General features: G+C 38.3%; 14 protein-coding genes and 1 tRNA gene. 8 read left to right on the top strand and 7 right to left on the bottom strand.

Annotated elements, in window-relative coordinates; all coding sequences use genetic code 11:
• Window positions 1–274: 274 nt before the first annotated feature.
• Window positions 275–2,008: a T9SS type A sorting domain-containing protein gene (locus KIM67_RS04485; protein WP_213830171.1), complete on the top strand. Its 1,734-nt coding sequence runs from the start codon at window positions 275–277 to the stop codon at window positions 2,006–2,008.
• Window positions 2,009–2,070: 62 nt separating this feature from the next.
• On the opposite strand, the gene KIM67_RS04490 is transcribed toward KIM67_RS04485, so the two are convergent.
• The 3 genes from KIM67_RS04490 to KIM67_RS04500 form a co-directional block, all read right to left on the bottom strand.
• Window positions 2,071–3,537 (bottom strand): glutamate synthase subunit beta, encoded by a 1,467-nt coding sequence (locus KIM67_RS04490; protein WP_213830172.1) that lies wholly within the window; start codon window positions 3,535–3,537, stop codon window positions 2,071–2,073.
• A gap of 8 nt (window positions 3,538–3,545) precedes the next feature.
• Window positions 3,546–8,051 carry a glutamate synthase large subunit gene (gene gltB / locus KIM67_RS04495; protein WP_213830173.1) on the bottom strand — a complete coding sequence of 1,502 codons (4,506 nt, stop codon included), beginning with the start codon at window positions 8,049–8,051 and terminating at the stop codon, window positions 3,546–3,548.
• Window positions 8,052–8,374: 323 nt separating this feature from the next.
• Complete coding sequence (locus KIM67_RS04500; RefSeq protein WP_213830174.1) at window positions 8,375–9,517, bottom strand: acyl-CoA dehydrogenase family protein; 1,143 nt, start codon at window positions 9,515–9,517, stop codon at window positions 8,375–8,377.
• 247 nt (window positions 9,518–9,764) lie between these two features.
• On the opposite strand from KIM67_RS04500, the gene nhaD reads away from it, so the two are divergent.
• From nhaD to KIM67_RS04535, 7 genes are all read left to right on the top strand, one after another.
• The gene (nhaD, locus tag KIM67_RS04505; protein ID WP_213830175.1) at window positions 9,765–11,153 is read left to right on the top strand and encodes a sodium:proton antiporter NhaD; all 1,389 of its coding nucleotides are present in this window, start codon (window positions 9,765–9,767) and stop codon (window positions 11,151–11,153) included.
• A 57-nt stretch (window positions 11,154–11,210) separates the two neighbouring features.
• Complete coding sequence (locus KIM67_RS04510; protein WP_213830176.1) at window positions 11,211–11,903, top strand: MotA/TolQ/ExbB proton channel family protein; 693 nt, start codon at window positions 11,211–11,213, stop codon at window positions 11,901–11,903.
• 9 nt (window positions 11,904–11,912) lie between these two features.
• Window positions 11,913–12,299, top strand: a complete 387-nt coding sequence (locus KIM67_RS04515; protein WP_112377411.1) for a biopolymer transporter ExbD — start codon at window positions 11,913–11,915, stop codon at window positions 12,297–12,299.
• On the top strand, window positions 12,299–13,177 hold the full coding sequence (locus KIM67_RS04520) for an energy transducer TonB (protein WP_213830177.1): 879 nt from the start codon (window positions 12,299–12,301) through the stop codon (window positions 13,175–13,177). The genes KIM67_RS04515 and KIM67_RS04520 overlap by 1 nt, the downstream gene beginning before the upstream one ends.
• A 4-nt stretch (window positions 13,178–13,181) precedes the next feature.
• Window positions 13,182–14,393 carry a folylpolyglutamate synthase/dihydrofolate synthase family protein gene (locus KIM67_RS04525; protein WP_213830178.1) on the top strand — a complete coding sequence of 404 codons (1,212 nt, stop codon included), beginning with the start codon at window positions 13,182–13,184 and terminating at the stop codon, window positions 14,391–14,393.
• Between the two features lie 75 nt (window positions 14,394–14,468).
• Window positions 14,469–14,543, top strand: a tRNA-Val gene (locus KIM67_RS04530).
• 70 nt (window positions 14,544–14,613) lie between these two features.
• Window positions 14,614–15,153 (top strand): DinB family protein, encoded by a 540-nt coding sequence (locus KIM67_RS04535; protein WP_213830179.1) that lies wholly within the window; start codon window positions 14,614–14,616, stop codon window positions 15,151–15,153.
• Window positions 15,154–15,247: 94 nt separating this feature from the next.
• On the opposite strand, the gene KIM67_RS04540 is transcribed toward KIM67_RS04535, so the two are convergent.
• The 4 genes from KIM67_RS04540 to modA are packed head-to-tail and all read right to left on the bottom strand — an operon-like array spanning window position 15,248 to window position 17,961.
• Window positions 15,248–16,126, bottom strand: coding sequence for an ABC transporter ATP-binding protein (locus KIM67_RS04540; protein WP_213830180.1), 879 nt, complete (start codon window positions 16,124–16,126; stop codon window positions 15,248–15,250).
• On the bottom strand, window positions 16,123–16,794 hold the full coding sequence (modB, locus tag KIM67_RS04545) for a molybdate ABC transporter permease subunit (RefSeq protein ID WP_213830353.1): 672 nt from the start codon (window positions 16,792–16,794) through the stop codon (window positions 16,123–16,125). Before modB ends, KIM67_RS04540 begins: the two co-directional genes overlap by 4 nt.
• Window positions 16,794–17,195, bottom strand: a complete 402-nt coding sequence (locus KIM67_RS04550; RefSeq protein ID WP_213830181.1) for a molybdopterin-binding protein — start codon at window positions 17,193–17,195, stop codon at window positions 16,794–16,796. Before KIM67_RS04550 ends, modB begins: the two co-directional genes overlap by 1 nt.
• Window positions 17,188–17,961, bottom strand: coding sequence for a molybdate ABC transporter substrate-binding protein (gene modA, locus KIM67_RS04555; RefSeq protein ID WP_250149156.1), 774 nt, complete (start codon window positions 17,959–17,961; stop codon window positions 17,188–17,190). Before modA ends, KIM67_RS04550 begins: the two co-directional genes overlap by 8 nt.
• Window positions 17,962–18,179: the final 218 nt, after the last annotated feature.

The raw sequence follows: 18,179 nt of genomic DNA on the forward strand, positions 1-18,179 counted from the left end.
ACTGCTATACCAAGTGGGAGAGTAGGTCGCCGCCTTCCTCGACGTCCCGTACAACTGTACGGGACGTTTTTTTTTAACTACTTCTTATATTATTGTTATTATCCTAATATATTAACAATTAAAATCTTATAAATGTAGGAATATTCTTAAATAGTTTTATCTTTATCTAGTCTCAGATACCAGTTTCTCCACTAACTTATTTTCTAATGATTTGATTTTTTTGAAATTCATTTGCTATGGTGTTTCGATTTGTAACTAATTAAACACTAATACCATGAAAAGACTATTACTATTAGGCGTGTGCTTTTTATCTATTCAGGCTGTAACATCGCAATCTTGTAACTGTGATGTTACATTGAGTGGACTCTCTTCAACAACATTAAATCTCGTTTGGGCTTCCAACGTGAATTATTCTCCAGGAGATACAATTTGTATACCGGGAGGCAACTATGCAGGCATACGCTTTTATGATTTTGAAGGGACGTTAAACAATCCTGTAACATTTAGAAATTGTGGCGGACAGGTAATTCTTAATGAAACGGCCTATTCTGCCTTGGAATTTAAGAATAGTAAATACATTCATTTAACTGGTACGGGAGATGCTGGGCACAATTATGGAATCAAAATAGAAGAGACTGGACCATGGTCAATGGGAATGGTTCTTAGTGCTTTTAGTACAGACGTTGAAATAGACCACATAGAGGTAGCCGATGCTGGTTTTGCAGGACTTATGGCTAAAACGGATCCTGATTGTAACAATCCCGACACGTGGAGAGCGAATGGTTTTGTAATGAAAAACCTTAATATTCATCACAATTATATTCATAATACTCATGGAGAAGGGATTTATATTGGTTTTACCTTAGGATATAAGTTGGATTCGGGTCGTAATTGTAGTGGTACGGATGTCTATGGACATTGGCTAGAAAATGTAGATATACATCATAATATAGTTGAAGATACGGGTTGGGATGCTATTCAGTTGAATTTGGCCAATGTTAATAGTAAAGTGAGGGATAATCTTATTTATAATTATGGTACCCAAGGTAATTGGGGGCAATCTTTTGCTATGAGTTTAGGTGGAGGCTCTTACGAAGTATATAATAATTATATTGAGAATGGTCCTTTGGAAAAAGGCTGGGGGATGCAAATAATCAATGGAGAAAGTGGAACTAAGGTTTATAACAATGTTTTTATTAAACCGAAAATGCATGGTATTTTTCTTCATAACAGGCATGAGTTTGAAAACCTGAATGAAGGTTATTATGTTGTGAATAATACCATAATAGAGCCAGAAAGAGCAGGCGTTCATTATAACACAACAATTTTACATCCTGTTGACCCAGTCAATCTATATAATAATCAAAGTGAAGTACCTTCTTATTTTATAAATAACTTGGTCGTAGATCCGGGATATGATTTTGAAGGAGGAAATACTTGGAAACAGAATCAGGAAAGTTATTTCGACTTTAATGAGAAGGTCACAAGAGATAGTTTGTTGACCAATATTTATTCCAATATCATGACGAGACAGATGGATACTTTAGGCTTAACGGATGTCTTGAACAATGATTTTAGTCCTGCTTCTATGAGCTCAGCCATTGTTGATGCGGGTTCGACCATGACTTCGCAGGGAATTACTTTTGATATAGATAATGCAGCAAGACCCATGGGAAGCCAATTTGATATAGGAGCTTATGAGTTTCAATCCGTACCAATACCATTGAAAACAAGATTTCCTGAAGATGTCGAACTTTTTGATGTGCTGGATGAGAAGCAATATCAAACCCTTTTCTATCCAAACCCTACAAACTCAACTTTTCGTCTAGAGAATGAAAATTATCAAGAAGTACGTATTCAATTGATTACGACCGAAGGTAAAATTGTTCACACAGGAGATTATAAGATGGGTACTTTTTTTAATATAGAGGAGTATCCTGCAGGTCTGTATTTTTTAAAAGTGATAGCATTGGACAAGACGGAAACGCACCGATTAATAATAAGATAACCATTAATAAAAAAACTCCCGGAAGGTAACTTCCGGGAGTTTTTTTATTAAACCATTTGGTTCTAAACCCCTGGTAAATCGCCATCTCCTTTTAAGGGTAAGTTCGATTTACCCATTAAATAAGCATCTATATGATGTGCGGCCTGTCTTCCTTCTGATATTGCCCAAACTATCAATGATTGTCCTCGTCGTTGATCCCCAGCTACAAAAACCCCGGGAACATTTGTTTTATAGTCTCTCGCAGATGCATTTATATTAGTTCTGGAATCCATCTCCAACCCCAATTGATTTGCAATGGTAGTTTCAGAACCTGTGAATCCCAATGCCAATAATGCCAAATCGCATTCCCATTCTTTTTCCGAACCTTCAACCTCTTTTAGAATTGGTCTTTCTCCTACTTTTTTCTCCCAGTAAACTTCAGAAGTAAGCAAACCTTTGAGGTTTCCGTTTTCGTCACCAATGAATTTTTTCGTGGAAATACTAAAAATACGTTCTGCTCCTTCCTTATGTGAGGAACTGGTTCGCAAACGCATAGGCCAAAATGGCCATGGCTGATTTTCAGGTCTGTCCGTAGTGGCTTTGGGCATAATTTCGAAATTTGTAACAGAAACTGAGCCATGTCGAATGGAAGTGCCGATGCAATCAGAGCCGGTATCACCACCGCCAATGACGATTACTTTTTTTCCCTTTGCTATGAGCTCTTCTCCTTTAAATGGGATATTGTCTACTCTTCTATTGTTTTGAGGAAGAAAATCCATTGCCTGAACCACTCCTTTTAAATCGGAACCGGGTATAGGAAGCTTTCTTCTTATTGTTGCTCCACCACAAAGGACAATAGCATCAAAGTCATTTTTAAGATCTTCTGCATTGACATCAACACCAACATGAACACCGGTCTTAAAGATGATTCCTTCTTGTTTCATAACCTTGAGCCTTCGGTCAATTACGTTTTTTTCCATTTTAAAATCTGGGATGCCATAGCGTAATAATCCTCCAACTTTTTCATCACGCTCTAAAACGGTTACTAAATGTCCCGCTCTATTCAATTGTTGGGCAACTGCTAGCCCTGCAGGTCCAGAACCCACAACAACAATTTTTTTATCTGTTCTCTTAGATGGTAATTCCGGTTTTATCCAATCGTTCTTAAATGCGGTCTCAACAATATTCTTCTCTATATTTTCAATGGAAACGGGGTCTTCATTGATGCCCAATACACATGCTTCTTCACACGGAGCAGGGCAAAGTCTACCAGTAAACTCGGGGAAGTTATTGGTAGAATGGAGAATCTTTGTGGCCTTTTCCCATTTACCATGATAGATAGCATCATTAAAATCTGGAATTAGATTTCCTAAGGGGCAACCGCTATGGCAAAATGGTATGCCACAGTCCATACAGCGAGCACCTTGATTTTTTAATTCTTTTTCTTTTAAAGGAACAGTAAATTCCTTATAATTTTTAATTCTTTCTTTAACAGGAGCATATGCTTCGTCTTTCCTGTCAAACTCCATAAACCCAGTCGTCTTTCCCATATCTCAAATTATAAAGTTTGTAATTTTTCTTTTTCCAATCGTATTAGTGCTTGACGGTATTCTTCTGGGAATACTTTTATAAACTTGGGTAGATACTCTTCCCACCTTTCTAAAATGTCTTGTGCCAATGGACTCAATGTGGCGTTATAATGATTTTCAATAAGTGTCTTTAACTCGATAATATCCTGTTGTTCTTCTACGGCTAACAGATTTAATGTTTCTCCATTACAGCGTCTTTCGAACGATTTATCCTTATCCAATACATAGGCAATGCCACCGCTCATTCCCGCACCAAAGTTTCTTCCTACTTCTCCTAGTATAACTGCAACGCCTCCAGTCATGTATTCGCAACCATGATCACCAATACCTTCTACAACAGCTTTGGCACCAGAGTTCCTTACACAAAAACGCTCTCCCGCTTTACCGTTTATATAAGCTTCTCCAGAGGTTGCTCCGTACAATGTTACATTTCCGGTAATGATATTTTCTTCAGGTTTTAGAGTGGATTTATAGGGAACCTTGATAATTAACTTTGCTCCAGAAAGGCCTTTTCCCAAATAATCATTGGTATTCCCATTAACAACCATAGTAAGTCCTTTGGTGGCAAAAGCACCGAAACTTTGTCCTGCAGAACCTGTGAAATTCAGTTTTAACGTGTTATCCGGTAAACCATCCGCACCATAAATTTTTGAAATTTCGTTACTGATTATTGCTCCAACGGCCCTGTCCGTATTATAAATAGGGAAGTCCAGAGCGATTTTTTCTTTTCGGAATAATGCGGGATGTGCTTTTGCGATAATATCAAATTCAATCGAATTTTCAATATGGTGTGCTTGTTGTGTTGTGTTATGAAATGCAGTACCCTCTGGAACATCCACTTGATAAAGTATGGGACTTAAATCAATCCCAGAAGCTTTATAATGGTCTATGGCTTTTTTTCTATCGAGTTTCTGGACTTGGCCTACCATTTCGTTAATGGTCCTAAAGCCAAGTTTAGCCATGATTTCCCGTAATTCCTGAGCCACGAAATACATATAGTTGACAACGTGCTCTGGTTTGCCCTTGAATTTTTTACGGAGTTCTGGGTTTTGAGTGGCAATGCCTACGGGGCATGTATTTAGGTGGCAAACACGCATCATTACACATCCCGAAGCAACCAGAGGTGCTGTGGCAAATCCAAATTCCTCGGCGCCTAAAAGACATGCAATAGCTACATCTCTACCAGTTTTTAGCTGTCCATCACATTCAAGTACGATACGGTTTCTTAAATCGTTTAAGACAAGGGTCTGCTGTGCTTCTGCGATTCCCAGCTCCCATGGAAGTCCCGCATGCTTTAATGAGGTTAGTGGAGAAGCCCCGGTGCCTCCGTCAAAGCCAGAAATTAGAATGACATCTGCTTTCGCTTTGGAAACTCCGGCAGCAACAGTACCTACACCGACTTCGGAAACCAGTTTTACATTTACGCGCGCCTCCCTGTTAGCTGATTTTAAATCATAGATCAATTGCGATAAATCCTCAATGGAATAAATATCGTGATGAGGCGGTGGGGAAATTAAGCCTACATAAGGGGTAGAATTCCTGGTCTTAGCAATCTCTGGATTTACTTTTGGACCTGGCAACTGACCGCCCTCTCCCGGCTTTGCACCTTGTGCCATTTTAATTTGAATCTCTTTGGCATTGGTCAAGTAATTGGAGGTAACCCCAAATCTACCTGAAGCTACTTGTTTGATAGCACTGTTTTTCCAATCACCTGTCTGATTTTTATAAAAACGTACCGAATCTTCTCCTCCCTCTCCCGAGTTGCTTTTCCCGCCAATACGGTTCATGGCGATAGCAAGATTTTCATGGGCTTCCTTACTTATGCTTCCGTAGGACATGGCGCCCGTTTTAAACCGTTTAACAATCTCGGTCCACGGCTCCACTTCTTCAATTGGAATTGGATCATAATTGGAAAACTCGAATAACCCTCTTATGGTCATTAGGCTTTTAGATTGCTTATTTACCAGATTGGAGTATTCTTTATAGGTCTCTGGTTCGTTGTTCCTAACAGATTTTTGAAGTTTGGCTATACTTACAGGATTGAACATGTGTTTTTCGCCATCTCTTCGCCAACGGTACTCTCCTCCAATTTCTATATCAAGATTTGCTGCTAAATGTTGGGCATTAAATGCTTTTTTATGACGCTTGGTTATTTCTTTTTCAATTTCATATAGCCCTATTCCTTGAATACGTGTGGGTGTATTTGGAAAATATTTATCAACTACTTTGGTGCTAATGCCTATACATTCGAACAATTGAGAGCCTCTGTAGGAATTCAATGTTGAAATTCCAATTTTGTTCATCACCTTTAGGATACCTTTCCCAACGGCCTTGTTATAATTTTTTATGGCTTCATCAAAAGTATATTCAGTAATATCATTTTCTTGAATTTGTTGTCCTATGATTTCGTTGACCAAATAAGGATTAATGGCGCTAGCGCCAAAGCCAAACAATAATGCAAAGTGATGTACTTCTCGGGGCTCTGCAGATTCGATAATGATGCTAAGTTTAGAGCGTTTGCCCAACTTGCTCAATCCACTATTAACGAAAGAACAGGCCAAAAGTGCAGGAATCGCAGCCATTTCAGTACTCACCATTCTATCTGATAAGATGATAATGTTAGCTCCTTCGTCAATAGCTTTTGAAGCTTTGTCCAAAATTGATTCCAGAGCGTTCTCCAGACCATTATGACCTTTGGCTACTTCGTATAGTATTGAAATGGATATTACCTTATAATCTGGACTTACATCATAGTTCTTTATTTTATCAAGGTCCTCTTTTGAAATAACCGGGTTTTGAATTTTTAGTTTTCTACAGTTCAGTTCCGTGATATCAAAAATATTTTGGTCACTTCCCAGCGTAAGACTAATGTCAGTAATCAGTTCCTCCCTAATTCCATCTAGTGGCGGGTTGGTAACCTGAGCAAATAATTGCTTAAAATAATTGTAAAGCAATTGTGGTCGTTCCGATAAAACAGCGATTGGTGTATCTGATCCCATGGAACCAATAGGTTCCTTGGCATTCTTTGCCATGGGTAAAATAATGGTATTGATATCCTCTAACGTATATCCGAAAGCGGCACGTCTGGTTTCTAAAGGGAATTCCCCGTAAAAAACCGGGCAATCATTATACGGAATATCCTTTAAATGAACGAGATTATTTTTCAACCATTTCTTATACGGATGCTTCTTGGCAACGGACTCTTTGATTTCTTCATCATTTACGATACGGCCTTCTTCCATGTTGACCAAGAACATTTTTCCAGGTTCCAATCTTCCGTGGAATTCAATGTCTTCTGGCTCCAACTCGACTACTCCAGTTTCTGAAGACATGATCACGTACCCTTTTTTGGTCACAGAATATCTAGATGGGCGTAACCCGTTCCTGTCCAAAACGGCGCCAATGTAATTTCCATCCGTAAAAGGAATGGATGCTGGACCGTCCCAAGGTTCCATAAGACACGAATTATATTCGTAAAATGCTCGTTTGGATTCGGACATTTCTGTATTTTTTTCCCATGCTTCCGGTACTAGCATCATCATCACTTCTGGTAATGAACGTCCCGTCATAAGTAATAATTCTACGACCATGTCCATGCTAGCTGAATCTGACTTTCCTGGAAGTACTATTGGAAGGATTTTTTTTATGTCATCGCCGAACCAATCACTTTTTAGCAATTCTTCTCTGGAGCGCATTCGAGATACATTTCCCCTTAAGGTATTTATTTCCCCGTTATGGCACATGTACCGAAATGGTTGTGCCAAATCCCACGTTGGAAAAGTATTGGTGGAGAACCGTTGATGCACCAAAGCCAAACGAGTAACGACCCGTGGGTCCATGAGGTCTTCGTAATACCTACTGATATCGTGTGGTACCAACAATCCTTTGAAGATTATAATTTTTGTGGAAAGACTAGGCAGGTAAAAAAACTTACTTTGTGAAAGTTTACTTTTAATAATGGCATGCTCAGTGGTCTTTCTTGCGATGAAGAGCTTAAGGTTAAATTGGAAATCGTCCAGTGCTTCACCTTTGCCAATAAAAACCTGCTTTACAAAAGGTTCTGTTTCTGAGGCAATTCTTCCCGGTACGGACCGATTTACAGCGGCATCTCGCCAACCCAATAACTGTAACCCCTGTTTTTTTATATTTTCTTCTAGTTTTGCAATGCAAAAATTCCGTTGATTTTCCTTCTGTGGTAAAAAGACATTGCTTACTGCATATTCTCTGGCTTCAGGCAAGCTGAACTTACATACTTCCGTAAAGAAATCGTGGGGTATGTCTATTAGAATTCCCGCACCATCACCTGTCTTACCATCAGAGCTAACTGCCCCTCTATGTTCTAGCTTATCCAGGATTTCGAGTGCCTTATGTATAATGTCATTTGATTTTCTTCCTTTTAGACTACAAATAAAACCTGCGCCGCAATTATCATGTTCAAATTCAGGTAGGTACAAACCTTGTTTTTCTAACGTCATCTTTATGGTATTTTCTCAAAAATATCATTTTAGATGACAATGCATCAAGGTTTTTAATATTATTCAGATAAATAATCAGCTTTGATATAAAAGGGTTGAAATATGTTCAAAACAAAAATTTAAGCAATGTTAAATTAAGATTATATCAAAATCAATGTAAACGTATACTGTTGTAGAGAAAATAGAGGGTGTTGTTTTGGGTTTTAAGCCTTATAAGTTTTAATGCCATACAAAAAAAGGCATGTAGAGGTTAAAAAAATCATAATAAAAAGTAAACCCCCAATTTTAGTAGGGGGTTGTTTTAAAGTAATATTTGAATTTAGCTAGTCCTTTAAAATACTTCTGGAAATAACAATTTTTTGAATCTCGGAAGTTCCCTCATAAATCTGTGTGATTTTTGCATCTCGCATCATTCGTTCTACATGATAGTCTTTTACAAAACCATTGCCGCCATGAATCTGAACTGCTTCTACAGCAGTTTCCATAGCAACCTCCGAGGCATACAGTTTTGCCATGGCGCCAGAGAGGGTGTAATCATCGCCGTTATCTTTATCGCAAGCCGACTGATACACTAAATGACGAGCAGCTTGAATTTTAGTATGCATATCTGCAAGTTTAAAAGCAATAGCTTGGTGGTTCGCGATTTCAGTCCCGAATGCTTTACGCTCTTTTGCATATTTTTTGGAGAGTTCATAAGCGCCAGCTGCAATACCCAAGGCTTGCGCTGCGATTCCAATTCTACCGCCCGCCAATGTTTTCATGGCGAACTTAAACCCAAACCCATCTTCACCTATTCGGTTTTCTTTGGGTACTTTGACATCATTGAAAATCAAAGAATGGGTATCACTGCCTCGAATTCCCAACTTATTTTCTTTTGGGCCAATTTCAAAACCTTCCATTCCTTTTTCTACTATAAGTGCATTTATTCCTTTATGACCTTTTTCTACATCAGTTTGGGCAATAACTAAATATACTTCTGCAGTACTGCCATTGGTAATCCAGTTTTTTGTACCATTTAAGATGTAATGATCTCCTTTATCTATCGCGGTAGTTTTTTGAGAGGTGGCATCACTTCCAGCTTCCGGTTCGGATAAACAAAAAGCTCCAATGATTTCACCTGAGGCCAATTTGGTCAAATATTTTTGTTTCTGCTCTTCAGTTCCATAGGTTTCCAGCCCCCAGCATACCAAAGAATTATTAACAGATACAACTACTGAAGCAGAAGCATCTACTTTGGATAATTCTTCCATGACCAAAACATAAGAGAGCGTATCCAATCCGCTACCTCCATAATTCTCGTTCACCATCATGCCCATAAAACCGAGCTCTCCCATTTTTTTAATCTGTTGAGTCGGGAATTTTTGCGCATCATCCCGTTCTATTACTTCCGGTAATAGTTCATTTTGTGCAAAATCTTTTGCAGCTTGTTGTATCATTAACTGCTCTTCAGAAAGTTTAAATTCCATAAAACTGAGAAATAATTAAAAATAGACTGCAAATATAGCTTTAAGATGGTAATTTTCTGGCAAATACTTGTGAAAAATGAGAATGATTCAATGTCCTTGGTTTCTTGAATAATAAACCAGCACACTTTTTTTACAAGTAATTTATAAGATTTAGATTATGAGGGAAATTTCATTTTGAATATCTTTAGCGAAGTGGATTGTACCTAACAATAGAACTCAAGTTTCATATAAATAAACCAACTGAATAATGGAGACCATTCTGATTATCATATTTGTTCTCGGCTACCTTGCCATAACCTTAGAGCATACTTTAAAAATAGATAAGCTAATCCCTGCTTTGGCAATGATGGCTATTCTATGGGCAATGATGGCCTTTGGAATTGATGGTTTTACTTCGTGGTTCGATTCTGCAAAGCATGGACTCATTGAAGGGTTTGCGGCTCTAGGACATGAGGATAAAATGCATGTTCTAGAAGAGTCTTTATTACATCATTTAGGCAAGACCTCAGAAATTTTGGTCTTTCTTTTAGGAGCTATGACCATTGTGGAGATTATAGATTATTTTGATGGCTTTGCCACTATCAAATCATTTATAAAAACAAGAAGCAAGCGAAAAATTCTATGGATTTTTGCATTTTTAGCATTCATTCTTTCTGCCATTATCGATAACCTTACGGCAACCATTGTGCTGATATCCATTTTGCAAAAAATTGTTAGGGAGCGAAATGATAGGCTATGGTATGCAGGTTTAATTATTATTGCTGCAAATGCTGGTGGAGCTTGGTCTCCGATTGGTGATGTTACCACAACCATGCTATGGATAGGTGATAAAGTATCTACGGGCAAGTTAATAGGTTATTTATTGTTGCCTTCTTTATTGTGTATGTTGGTACCGACTTTTATAGCATCATTTCTACCAGCTTTCAAAGGAGAAATTGATTTTGATGAGGATAATGGTGGACCTAAATCCAGTTATGGTTCCAAAATGTTGTACTTAGGTCTTAGTGCCATTGTGTTTGTTCCAATTTTTAAAACAGTAACACATTTGCCTCCATATGTAGGTATGATGCTATCATTGGCAGTAGTAGCCACTTTTGCTGAAATTTATAGTAATTCGAAAATTACGATCTCATCTGTGGATATTGATAGCGATGCCGGTTCTCACAGTGGTCCTGTACACAGTGCATTGACTAAAATTGAGTTGCCCAGCATATTATTCTTTTTGGGGATTCTTATGGCTGTGGCCGCATTGGAATCCTTGGGATTGTTGTTCAATTTTGCAGAGAATTTAAAACAAGGTATGCCATTGATAGGTACCGAGATAGCGGGGACACAGATTTCTGATTTGGTGGTCATTCTACTTGGAGTAGGTTCTGCGGTAATAGATAATGTTCCTCTAGTAGCAGCAAGTTTAGGGATGTTCTCAGAACCTCAAGATAATCCTTTGTGGCATTTTATAGCGTATTCGGCTGGAACCGGTGGAAGTATGCTTATAATTGGTTCTGCAGCTGGTGTTGTGGCTATGGGTATGGAGAAAATAGACTTCTTTTGGTATCTAAAGAAAATAGCTTGGTTAGCTTTTATTGGATTCATCTCGGGAGCTATTTGCTTTATAGTAATGCGATATTTTTTCTAAAAAATACTTTAGGTCAAAAATCTCCGTTATTATTGCAACTTAAATTGGGGATTTTATATGGTTTTTTTTCAAGATTTAGAAGAAGGGGCTGATTTGGGTGCATCCATTTCAGAAGAAAAGACCCTTTCTGTAATTGATTTAATCGTTAATGGTGGAACAGGTAGCATTATAATTATAGCCGTACTTTTTGTTCTTCTCTTTACAGCACTTTATATTTATTTTGAACGCATTTTTGCCATAAAGGCTGCTTCAAAAATCGATAAAAATTTCATGAACCAGATTCGAGATCACGTGATGAGCGGTAAACTGGAAGCGGCAAAATTATTGTGCGCCCAAACCGATTCTCCAGTAGCGCGATTAACGGAAAAAGGTGTTTCCAGAATTGGTAAACCCCTGGATGATATCAATACTGCAATTGAAAATGCCGGAACCCTTGAAGTATACAAGCTGGAAAAAAACGTCAGTGTTTTGGCAACGGTAGCTGGCGCTGCTCCAATGATCGGTTTCTTGGGAACCGTAATTGGTATGATTTTGGCATTCCATGAAATGGCAAGTAGTGGCGGTCAGGCCGAAATGGGTTCATTAGCTTCTGGTATATACACAGCAATGACTACAACAGTTGCAGGTTTGGTCGTAGGGATTATAGCTTACATTGGTTACAATCATTTGGTCAACAGGACGGATAAAGTGGTTCACAAAATGGAGGCCAATGCTGTTGAGTTTTTGGATTTATTGAACGAACCTATCTAGGATTTCAAAATGAAATTAAAAGGAAGAAATAAGGTTAGTCCAGAGTTTAGCATGTCTTCAATGACGGATATAGTATTCTTGTTGTTGGTGTTTTTCATGCTTACTTCCAATGCGCCCAATGCCTTGGATCTGTTATTGCCAAAAGCAAAAGGTAAATCTACAAACACACAGAATGTATCGGTTACCATAAACAAGAACTTGGAATATTTTGTGAACAACGAGAGAATAAACGAGGAATACATAGAAATTGAACTAAAAAAGGCACTTGAAGGTCAAGAAAAGCCAACAATCATTTTAAGGGCAGAAGAAAGCGTAGCGATTAAAGAAGCTGTGAACGTGATGGACATTGCCAATAGAAATAGTTACAAGGTTATCTTGGCTGTGCGGCCAAAATAATGTCATTTTTAGATACGAGACACAAGAAAAAATCATTCACGCTTACAACTTTTCTTTTAAGCGTATTATTGCTATTGCTTTTTTATATAGGGTTAACGTATATGGATCCTCCTATTGAAAATGGTATTGCGATAAACTTTGGCACCATGGACTTTGGTAGTGGCGAAGTACAGCCCAAGGAAAAAGTCCGTTCAGAACCACAAGAGGAACAGATAAAACCAGCCGAAGAAATTCCAGAACAAGTTCCAGAACAGGAAACTGCCGAAAACAAGCCCGTGGAGGAAGTTTTGACCAATGAATCCGAGGAAACCATAAAAATCAATCAGCAGAAAGAGACGAAACGAAAGGCTAATGAAGCTGCCAAAAAGGCAAAAGCAGAAGCCGAACGCACAGCGCGAGAAAAAAAGCAAGCAGAAGAACAGAAAAGAAAAGAACAAGAGGCGAAGAAGAAAAGCCTTGATGCCTTAATAGGAGGTATTGGAAAATCTGATGGTACGGCCACAGGTAGCGAAGGCGATGACAATAGAGCAGGCGACAAAGGGCAGCCAGATGGTGACCCATATGCCACGAGTTATTATGGTAGTCCAGGCAGTGGAAGCGGAACAGGCGGTTATGGGCTGAATGGTCGTTCATTGGTCAGTCAGGGCAAAGTACAGCAACAATGTAATGAAGAAGGCCGTGTAGTCGTTAGGATTGTGGTCGACCGTAACGGAAAGGTCATAAAAGCTGACCCAGGTAAAAAAGGTACCACGAATAATGCCCCATGTTTATTAAAACCTGCTCGGGAAACTGCTCTAAAACATCGATGGAACTTGGATTCAAATGCCCCTTCGCAACAAATAGGTTTTGTGGTCGTCAATTTTAAGCTAGGTCAATAATCCCATGACTTATAAAGAAACCTTGAGTTGGATGTTCCAGCAACTCCCAATGTACCAACAAAAAGGAACCGTTGCCTATAAAGACAAGTTGGACAATATTCTTTTTTTTTCAGAACTTCTGGGGAATCCCGAAAAGAAATTTAAGAGTATACATGTGGCAGGAACCAATGGAAAAGGGTCCTGTAGTCATATGCTTGCCTCAGTTTTGCAGGAAGCGGGCTATAAAGTAGGGTTATATACTTCTCCGCATCTGAAGGATTTTAGGGAACGAATTAAAATCAATGGAAAAAAAGTAAGCGAGGAATACGTAAAGGGTTTTATAAAAAACCATGAATCCTTCTTGAAAGAAAACAAGCTTTCTTTTTTTGAAATGACCGTAGGTATGGCCTTTAGCTACTTTGCGGAGGAAAAGGTCGATATTGCCGTTGTTGAAGTTGGTTTGGGAGGAAGATTGGATTCTACGAACATCATAGTGCCTGAAGTTTCACTAATCACCAATATAGGGCTAGACCATGTACAGATTTTAGGTGATACTTTACAGAAAATAGCTTTGGAAAAAGCAGGAATCATAAAAAAAGGAATTCCGGTAATTATTAGTGAAAAGCAACCTGAAACCGAAGGTATTTTTAAGCTTATTGCATCCCAAAAGAATGCTGAGATAACGTTCGCAGAAGAAGTCAATACAAAAAACTACGAAACCGATTTGCTCGGAAGCTATCAGAAAAAGAATAGTAGGGGTGTGGTCGCTATATTAAAAGAATTACAGGAATTTAAAATTAAAGAAAAACATATAAAGAAAGGCCTCAATAATGTTGTCAAAAATACCGGGTTATTAGGTAGATGGCAGGTTTTGGGCGAACTTCCTAAAATTGTTTGTGATACTGCTCATAATAAAGAGGGGCTAGGGCTGGTTTTGAAACAAATCAATATGCTTGGATTTCAACGAGTACATTTTGTACTTGGGTTTGTGAATGATAAGAATTTAGATAGTGTACTCTCCCTTTTCCCTAAGAATGAAAACTATTATTTTGTACGGCCAAACATACCTAGGGGCTTAGAGGCAAAAGAATTAAAAGCTGAAGCCGCCAAATTTGATTTAGAAGGGGAAACCTTTAAATCAGTTAAGAAGGCGTTGCAGACAGCTATAAAGAATGCGAAACCAAGAGATTTAGTATACGTAGGTGGAAGCACGTTTGTGGTTGCAGAAGTAGTTTAGACATTTTATGTTTTTTTCTTTTTGGTAAACGAAAAATGATGCTATATTTGCACTCCCGTTTGGGAAAATGAAATAGGGCGCTTAGCTCAGTTGGTTCAGAGCACCTCGTTTACACCGAGGGGGTCGGGGGTTCGAATCCCTCAGCGCCCACTACGATTAAAGCCTTCGATATATCGAAGGCTTTTTTATTTTCCGTATTTTTCCTTTAAACTCGTTACTTATGTATGTTTCTCAATATGAAAAGATAAGACGCCTTACTACGATAATTGGACTTTGTTTGGTGATTTTAGGCTGCGCTAAAAAAGAGAACCATGTGGATATGAAGTCATTGCTCCTGGATCAACTAAATAATACTCATACGAACCAAGAATGGTTCGTGCCTACTAAAATTGCAATCGATGGACTTTCTGTTGAGCAATTAAATTGGAAGGATAGCACTGAAAATCATTCTATAGGAGAACTGATTTCTCATCTGATTTTTTGGAATGAAATGAACCTGAGAGCCTTCAAAGGGGAAGATATGTCCGATTTTGATGTTAATAATGAAATTACTTTCAAAAAATATACTGACATGGAATGGAAAATTGCCATAAAAAAGTTAGATAGTATTCAAACAGAATGGGAACATGGGACCCAAAAAGCTACTGATGATCAGATAAATGAATGGGCTATTGAAATTGCAAACATGACGGCTCACAATGCATATCATACAGGGCAAATTATTTATATACGCAAGCAGAATGGTTGGTGGAATAAGTAATGAAAATTTGTGGTATATGGCTGGTGTAATTTATTTGGGATTTACCAGACAGAGAATTTTGTTATCCGATTCTCATTTTTTATAGTAACAGACTTTACCCTTCAATCTTATAAAGAATAGGATTGAATGCCTTAGTGGCAACAACAACCTTATTTCCAACATGTAAATCTTGCACTTCCGAGTCTTGCACGATGACCTTTACAACGCTGTTTTGTATAAGCACGGTAGCAATGTAGACTATTTCTTGTTGCTCTATCTTGAGGATTTCACCAGTAAATTTAAATTTTCCACTTATGTTGCTATTTATAAATAGCTCATCTGGATTTCCCTGACGGATGATATTTCCCTTCTCCAAAAAGATAACATGGTCCGATAGTTTGATGATTTCACCAATATCATGGCTTATGAGAATGGTAGTAAGACCGAATTCGCGATGTGTCCTTTGAATATAGTCTTGTAGTTTTAAACGGATTTTTGCATCCAATGCAGCTAACGGTTCGTCCAGTAATAAAATATCTGGCCGTTCTGCCAAGGCCCTTGCCAAAGCAACCCTTTGTTTTTGACCTCCAGATAAGGTTTCTGGTTTTCTATGTTGTAACGTTCCAAGTTCAATGATTTCAATTAAATCCGATACATTCTTTTTATCCTGACCTTTTCCCAGGGCAAACTCAAGATTTTCGAGTACGGTCATATTTGGAAATAGGGCATAATCTTGAAAAACAAAGCCTATGTTTCTTTTCTGCGGTGGTAGATAGATTTTTTTATCGGAATCAAACCATGTCTTTCCGTTTACAATGATTTTACCATGATCGGGTCTCATCAATCCCGATAACAATCGCAGTGTAGAGGTTTTTCCTGCGCCTGATTCTCCATACAAAGTAATTAGCTGACCTTTTTCAAGTGTCAAGTTGAGTCCAAGGTTCATTTCTCCATCAGCGGCCAGTAGTTTTTTGTCAATATTGAGTACAATCATCTTCCCAGCTTTTTTAGGTGTTTTCCGTTTACTAGGTATACCGCAAGTAGAATACAGAAGGTTATCGCAAACAAAATCATGGAATACACATTTGCAGTCCCATAATTCAATGCCTCTACTTCGTCATAAATTGCAATGGAAGCAACTTTTGTCTTCCCTGGAATATTCCCCCCGATCATGAGCACAACACCAAATTCTCCTACGGTATGTGCAAAAGAGAGCACGATGCCCGTTAACAACGCAGGTTTGATATTGGGAAGTTGCACTCTGAACAGCGTTGTTAATTTTGATTTTCCCATTACATAGGCAGCTTCTTTAATGGAGATGGGAAGACCAGAAAGACCACATTGAATAGGGTGGACCATAAAAGGCAGACTGTACAGTACTGATGCAACAACAAGCCCCGGAAATGAAAACACCAATTTAATTCCCAACCACTCATTGATCCACTCACCAAAAGCATTATTTGGGCTAAAGGCCATTAAAAAATAAAATCCCAAAACAGTGGGTGGCAACACAAGCGGCATACTTACTAAAGTTTCTATAACTGGTTTTAACCGTGATTTAGAGTTGGCAAGCCAAGCCGACAACGGAATGGATATCACCAGCAAAATTATTGTGGTCACCGCTGCCAGCTCAAAGGTCAATAGTAATGGGCTCCAATCAATCATTCTGAAAGCATGATTTCGTTCAACTTGACCATGGCGATAACTTCGTCTTCTTTTTTTAAACCTAATTGGTTACTGGAATCCGTGCCGATTATAGCTGTTAGCTTTCCAGCAAGGGAATTGATGGTGACTTTCGTCAATAGCTCCCCTTTTTCAACTTCTTCAATGATACCCTGTATTCTGTTCTGAAGGCTAATGGAATGGTTTTCATTGCTTCCTATAACAACTTCGGTTTCTTTGAAAAGAACTTTTATGGGTTTGCCCATTTGAAGGTAAGAAGCAGTTTCCGGAGTTTCTATAACAATGCTTTGTATTGTAACTTTTTTGGGCAAACCTATTGTAACCAACGACAGGCTTCCGTGCACTTTTATATCGGTTATATGTCCAGCTAAACTATTCATCTACCGAATATCCGAAGTTTTTCAAAATTTCCTTTGCTTTCTTGCTGAATAAGAAATCATAAAACTTTTTGGACGAATTTGCATTGACCTTTTCATGGGCTATTTGAACCACGCTCTGTGCTATTGGTTTGTAAAGGTGATTTTCCAGCTCTATCCAAGTACCCTTCTCCTTTAGTTCTGGCGCTAAAACTACGGAAAGGGACGTAAATCCCAATTCCGCCGAAGCCGATAATATAAACTGGTTTGTTTGGGATATGCTTTCTCCGTAAACTAATTTACCTTCAATTTTATCTAAAAGCTTATAATGGTTCAATACTGATATGGCTGCTTTGCCATAAGGTGCAATTTTAGGGTTTGCTATAGCAATGTGATCGATACTGTCATCATTTAAAATCGATATGGAGGGTACGATATTTTCTGTCATTGTCCATAGTACTAATTTTCCGTAGGCATATATTTTGGGAGGATTTTTAGCTAGTCCGCTTTTAAAAATATCATTTGGATATTTTGTATCAGCAGAAATAAATACATCATACGGTGCTCCTTCTTTTATTTGTGCCGTCAAGGTCCCAGAGGAACTAATTACCAAATCACATTGAATACCTGTTTCTTTCGTAAATGCCTTGACAAGATCTTCTATGGCATAACGCATATTTGCTGCGGTCGCAATGGTGATTTTTTCGCTTGTACCATGGTTGTTACAGCCCAATGGTATCCAGAGGAACAAACCTAGAACAAAACACAGTAAAAAGTTGGGAAACCTCATGTCTTTTGACTATATGTTTGGGTTTATGGTGTCAAGCTTATTTAAGAACTTCTAATTTACAGCTTTACGTGCTTATCTTTCTATGATAAGCTATATTATTGGATTTGTCGGTAAATAGGTAAAGCTACCCGATTATTCTTTCCGTAAACCCTTATCGGAAACAACCCCTATTGCATCCCAATACAATTTTTTTGTCGTTGCAATTGTAAAGGTAAGGC

This window comes from Flagellimonas sp. 389, from assembly GCF_018449435.1.
Taxonomy (GTDB): domain Bacteria; phylum Bacteroidota; class Bacteroidia; order Flavobacteriales; family Flavobacteriaceae; genus Flagellimonas.

What these genes read in the sequence shown, in the direction of transcription:
- KIM67_RS04515 (WP_112377411.1), top strand. Translation starts at nt 11,913, where the DNA reads ATGAAATTAAAAGGAAGAAATAAGGTTAGTCCAGAGTTTAGCATGTCT.
- KIM67_RS04490 (WP_213830172.1), bottom strand. Translation starts at nt 3,537, where the DNA reads ATGGGAAAGACGACTGGGTTTATGGAGTTTGACAGGAAAGACGAAGCA.
- KIM67_RS04540 (WP_213830180.1), bottom strand. Translation starts at nt 16,126, where the DNA reads ATGATTGTACTCAATATTGACAAAAAACTACTGGCCGCTGATGGAGAA.
- nhaD (WP_213830175.1), top strand. Translation starts at nt 9,765, where the DNA reads ATGGAGACCATTCTGATTATCATATTTGTTCTCGGCTACCTTGCCATA.
- modA (WP_250149156.1), bottom strand. Translation starts at nt 17,961, where the DNA reads ATGAGGTTTCCCAACTTTTTACTGTGTTTTGTTCTAGGTTTGTTCCTC.
- KIM67_RS04550 (WP_213830181.1), bottom strand. Translation starts at nt 17,195, where the DNA reads ATGAATAGTTTAGCTGGACATATAACCGATATAAAAGTGCACGGAAGC.
- KIM67_RS04500 (WP_213830174.1), bottom strand. Translation starts at nt 9,517, where the DNA reads ATGGAATTTAAACTTTCTGAAGAGCAGTTAATGATACAACAAGCTGCA.
- KIM67_RS04510 (WP_213830176.1), top strand. Translation starts at nt 11,211, where the DNA reads ATGGTTTTTTTTCAAGATTTAGAAGAAGGGGCTGATTTGGGTGCATCC.
- gltB (WP_213830173.1), bottom strand. Translation starts at nt 8,051, where the DNA reads ATGACGTTAGAAAAACAAGGTTTGTACCTACCTGAATTTGAACATGAT.
- KIM67_RS04485 (WP_213830171.1), top strand. Translation starts at nt 275, where the DNA reads ATGAAAAGACTATTACTATTAGGCGTGTGCTTTTTATCTATTCAGGCT.
- KIM67_RS04525 (WP_213830178.1), top strand. Translation starts at nt 13,182, where the DNA reads ATGACTTATAAAGAAACCTTGAGTTGGATGTTCCAGCAACTCCCAATG.
- KIM67_RS04535 (WP_213830179.1), top strand. Translation starts at nt 14,614, where the DNA reads ATGTATGTTTCTCAATATGAAAAGATAAGACGCCTTACTACGATAATT.
- KIM67_RS04520 (WP_213830177.1), top strand. Translation starts at nt 12,299, where the DNA reads ATGTCATTTTTAGATACGAGACACAAGAAAAAATCATTCACGCTTACA.